The organism is Pantoea sp. (assembly GCF_039594315.1).
GTDB lineage: Bacteria > Pseudomonadota > Gammaproteobacteria > Enterobacterales > Enterobacteriaceae > Pantoea.
In genome coordinates this window covers 1-4,275 of sequence record NZ_JBCNNP010000105.1, presented here as the reverse complement: position 1 = coordinate 4,275, position 4,275 = coordinate 1, and the positions used below count along the sequence as shown (strand labels likewise).

General features: G+C 52.0%; 4 protein-coding genes and 1 pseudogene. All 5 read right to left on the bottom strand.

Annotation, left to right across the window (positions count from 1 at the left end):
- Nucleotides 1-238: 238 nt before the first annotated feature.
- Nucleotides 239-1,441, bottom strand: coding sequence for a 1-deoxy-D-xylulose-5-phosphate reductoisomerase (gene ispC / locus ABDW13_RS23325; RefSeq protein ID WP_343554876.1), 1,203 nt, complete (start codon nucleotides 1,439-1,441; stop codon nucleotides 239-241).
- Nucleotides 1,442-1,565: 124 nt separating this feature from the next.
- Nucleotides 1,566-2,123: a ribosome recycling factor gene (gene frr / locus ABDW13_RS23320; protein ID WP_343554875.1), complete on the bottom strand. Its 558-nt coding sequence runs from the start codon at nucleotides 2,121-2,123 to the stop codon at nucleotides 1,566-1,568.
- A gap of 143 nt (nucleotides 2,124-2,266) precedes the next feature.
- On the bottom strand, nucleotides 2,267-2,992 hold the full coding sequence (pyrH, locus tag ABDW13_RS23315) for a UMP kinase (protein ID WP_007893903.1): 726 nt from the start codon (nucleotides 2,990-2,992) through the stop codon (nucleotides 2,267-2,269).
- Between the two features lie 155 nt (nucleotides 2,993-3,147).
- Nucleotides 3,148-3,999: a translation elongation factor Ts gene (gene tsf / locus ABDW13_RS23310; RefSeq protein WP_343554874.1), complete on the bottom strand. Its 852-nt coding sequence runs from the start codon at nucleotides 3,997-3,999 to the stop codon at nucleotides 3,148-3,150.
- A 182-nt stretch (nucleotides 4,000-4,181) separates the two neighbouring features.
- Nucleotides 4,182-4,275, bottom strand: a pseudogene (gene rpsB / locus ABDW13_RS23305) (30S ribosomal protein S2); the annotation flags it as partial.

Genomic DNA, 4,275 nt, shown 5'->3' with positions numbered 1-4,275 from the left:
CATAATGATGGCCACGTGACGTGGCGTGCAGTACGACTCGTCATCGATTGTGTTGTGATTGTTGGACGACATAACGCGTAATAATTCCTTTCATCAGAAATGCTGTGGTTTCTGAATACATTGCGCCAGCAGCAAACTCCGGCAAACACGCCAGATGACATCGAAACAATGTCGGGCTGTGAAACGCGAGCGAGCGACTATACCATTTTCACCCAAGGCGAACAAATAGCGGGAACTATCAACCTGCTAAACAGTAGCGTGGCAACAATTCTTTCGCACGCACACGCGCTAACCGATCGATTTCCATCACTGCGTCAATGCTGTCCGGCTCCTGACAACTCAGCGACGCCAGAACTTCACTGTTGATGGCAGCGATATCGGTAAAGCGAATCTGGTGCTCAAGAAACGCGGCAACCGCCACTTCATTCGCTGCATTCAGCGTCGTCGTGGCCGCCTGGCCTGTTGCACAGGCATCAATCGCGAGTTTCAGGCAGGGATAGCGCTCGTAATCTGGTTCGGCAAACGTCAGTGACTTCATGCGAGTGAAATCGAGTGGCGTTACACCCGCAGAGATACGTGCTGGCCATGCCATGCTGTGCGCGATTGGCGTTCGCATATCCGGTGAACCTAGTTGCGCCAACACACTGCCATCGCAATAACGCACCATCGAATGGATAACAGACTGCGGATGCAAGATAACTTCCATCTGCGCGTCAGTCGCATTAAATAGCCAGCGGGCTTCAATGTATTCAAGACCTTTATTCATCATGGTGGCCGAATCAACGGAGATTTTTCGTCCCATTGACCAGTTCGGATGCGCACACGCCTGATCCGGCGACATCGCGGCTAAATCCGCTAGTGGCGTGTCACGAAAAGGACCACCCGATCCCGTAAGGAGAATCGACTCGATGCCGTTCCCCCGCAGATCAGCGTACCCCAACTGATGCTGTATGGAAGCGGGTAAACTCTGAAAAATGGCATTATGCTCGCTGTCGACCGGCAGCAATTGCGCCTGATGATGACGTACCGCCTCCATAAACAGACGGCCGCATGTGACAAGGGATTCTTTATTCGCCAGCAGCACGGTTTTGCCGGCGCGAATAGCCGCTAAAGTGGGCTGTAAACCTGAGGCGCCGACGATCGCCGCCATCACCTGGTCAACTTCATCCAATGCAGCCAATTCGCAAGCGGCTTGAACGCCGGAGAGCACTTCGGTATTAACGTTGAGTGCTTTCAGTCGCTCACGCAGCGCTTTAGCGGAGGTTTCATCAGACATCGCGGCATAGCGTGGTTGGAATTGCAGGCATTGTTCCGCCATCAACGCCACGTTCTGGCCCGCCACCAGCGCAGTGACCTGATACAGTTCAGGATTCGCCGCAATCACCGCCAGCGTGCTGGTGCCAATTGAGCCGGTTGATCCCAGCAGAGTTAATCGCTTCATCATGCTATCCCTGTGAAGTCGTGGATCGTGCCCGCAACGGCGCCGGGCACAATGTAAAACGCCGCCAGAGTGCATTCATCTAGAACACGTCTCTGTACGGCGTTTTGGCAGGCAATTGATGGAATTAGAAATCCATCAGTTCCTTCTCTTTATCGGCCAATGCAGTATCAACACTCTTGATATGTGCATCAGTCATTTTCTGGATCTCATCCTGCGAGCGACGTTCGTCGTCTTCGCTGATCTCTTTGTCTTTCAACAACGCTTTGATCTTGTCGTTAGCATCACGACGGACGTTACGCACAGAAACACGGCCCTGCTCTGCTTCGCCACGCACGATCTTGATCAGATCTTTACGACGCTCTTCGGTCAGCGGTGGCAGCGGCACACGAATGTCGCTTCCGGCTGAGCTTGGGTTCAGACCCAAGTCAGAAGCCATGATGGCTTTCTCAACCGCGGCGCTCAGTGAGCGATCAAATACGTTGATTTTCAGCGTACGCGAATCCTCAACGGTCACGTTAGCCAGCTGACGCAGCGGCGTAGGCGTACCGTAATAAGGAACAACAATGCCGTCGAGCAGTGAAGGCGAAGCACGACCGGTGCGCACTTTGCTGATGTTGTTTTTGAATGCATCCACACATTTTTCCATGCGCGTGTCAGCATCTTTTTTAATGTCGTTAATCACGTTGAAACCCTTGGATTCGGTTTGACCTGGCCATCTCCGGGCGAACCGGAAGTGGTATCGATAAACATCGATCATCCTAATTGCTGCGCGATGACGGAGCACCGCGGCAAAAGAATATACCTTATTTTAACTTGCGTCGGGTATTAATGCGTAATCAGGGTGCCTTCTTTTTCACCCATCACTACGCGACGCAGTGCGCCAGGTTTGTTCATATTGAAGACGCGGATAGGCAGTTTATGGTCACGCGCCAGCGTAAAGGCCGCAAGATCCATCACTTTAAGCTCTTTATCCAGCACTTCGGCATAGCTCAGCTGGTCATACAGCGTTGCATCCGGATTTTTTACCGGATCTTCAGAGTAGACGCCGTCTACTTTGGTGGCTTTCAGAACCACGTCAGCTTCGATTTCGATGCCGCGCAGGCAGGCTGCAGAGTCAGTGGTAAAGAATGGGTTACCGGTACCGGCCGCGAAAATCACCACGCGGTTGTTGCGCAGCAGGCTAATCGCTTCCGCCCAGCTGTAGTTATCACACACGCCATTCAGCGGAATCGCTGACATCAAACGCGCATTGACATACGCACGGTGCAGCGCATCACGCATTGCTAAACCGTTCATTACCGTGGCCAGCATGCCCATATGGTCGCCGACCACACGGTTCATTCCCGCCTGGGCCAGACCCGCGCCGCGGAACAGGTTACCGCCACCAATAACCACACCCACCTGGATGCCCAATTCAACCAGCTCTTTAACCTCTTGCGCCATGCGGTCAAGCACGCTCGCGTCAATACCAAAACCTTCGGCACCTTGCAGTGCTTCGCCACTCAGTTTTAGCAGGATACGTTGATATACAGGTTTTGCGTTGGTCGCCATGGTCAATTCTTCCTGGAAGATATGATGAAAAGGAGAAGTAAAATCTGGTCGATCATCCGCAAAGCGCGCTAAAAAAGCTATTGGGATGAGACTGAAAAGTGCCGTACTAAATTACAGGCAAAAAAGAACCGCCTTGTGGCGGTTCTTTCGGACCATTAAGACTGTTTGGACATTGCAGCAACTTCTGCTGCGAAGTCAGCTTCAACTTTCTCAATGCCTTCGCCCACTTCGAAGCGGATGAAGTTGATGGCTTTAGCGTTTTGCTCTTTCAACGCCTGACCAACGGTTTTGCTTGGGTCGATAACGAAAGCCTGACCGGTCAGAGAAACTTCGCCGGTGAATTTCTTCATGCGGCCTTCAACCATTTTTTCAGCGATTTCTTTTGGCTTGCCAGACTGCATGGCAATGTCCAACTGAACCTGGTACTCTTTCTCAACCACGTCAGCAGAAACGTCTTCTGGGGTAACGAATTCTGGCTTACTTGCTGCGATGTGCATAGCAACATGCTTGCTCAGCTCTTCGCTAGCACCGGCAGTTGAAACCACAACACCGATACGCGCGCCGTGCTGATAGCTGTTCAGCTCAGCACCTTCCAGGATCGCAACACGACGGATGTTGATGTTCTCACCGATTTTAGCAACCAGCGCTACGCGTTCTTCTTCGAACTGCGCTTTCAGAGCTTCCACATCAGTAACTTTGCCTGCAGCTGCTGCATCCAGAACTTTGTCAGCAAACGCCTGGAAACCGGCATCTTTTGCTACGAAGTCAGTCTGGCAGTTTACTTCCAGAATCACTGCGAAACCGTCAGCGATTTTGGTTTTGATCACGCCATCAGCAGCCACGTTGCCTGCTTTCTTAGCGGCTTTGATTGCGCCAGATTTACGCATGTTCTCAATCGCCAGCTCGATGTCGCCGTTTGATTCAGTCAGCGCTTTTTTGCAGTCCATCATGCCTGCGCCAGTACGCTCACGCAGTTCTTTTACCAATGCAGCGGTAATATCAGCCATTCCAGAATCCTCGATTCGTCTCTGTGTGTTCACACACTGTCAGAAACTTGTTGCGGAAAATTTACTCTGCCCCGCTCGCTCAGAGAGAAGCGTGACAGACTTAGATAAAATAAAGGGGCCTGAACGGCCCCCTTAACAGATAACATCTGATGTCTAAGGGCTCTTAGAAAGAGCGAACCTTATTAAGCTTCAGCAGCTTCTTCAGCCTGCTCAGCCAGGTCCTGTGAACGGCCTTCGCGCACGGTAGTGGCAACGGCAGTCAGGTACAGGCTTACA

Excerpts from the sequence above, each read along its gene's own strand:
- pyrH (WP_007893903.1), bottom strand. The coding sequence starts at position 2,992 with ATGGCGACCAACGCAAAACCTGTATATCAACGTATCCTGCTAAAACTG.
- ispC (WP_343554876.1), bottom strand. The coding sequence starts at position 1,441 with ATGAAGCGATTAACTCTGCTGGGATCAACCGGCTCAATTGGCACCAGC.
- tsf (WP_343554874.1), bottom strand. The coding sequence starts at position 3,999 with ATGGCTGATATTACCGCTGCATTGGTAAAAGAACTGCGTGAGCGTACT.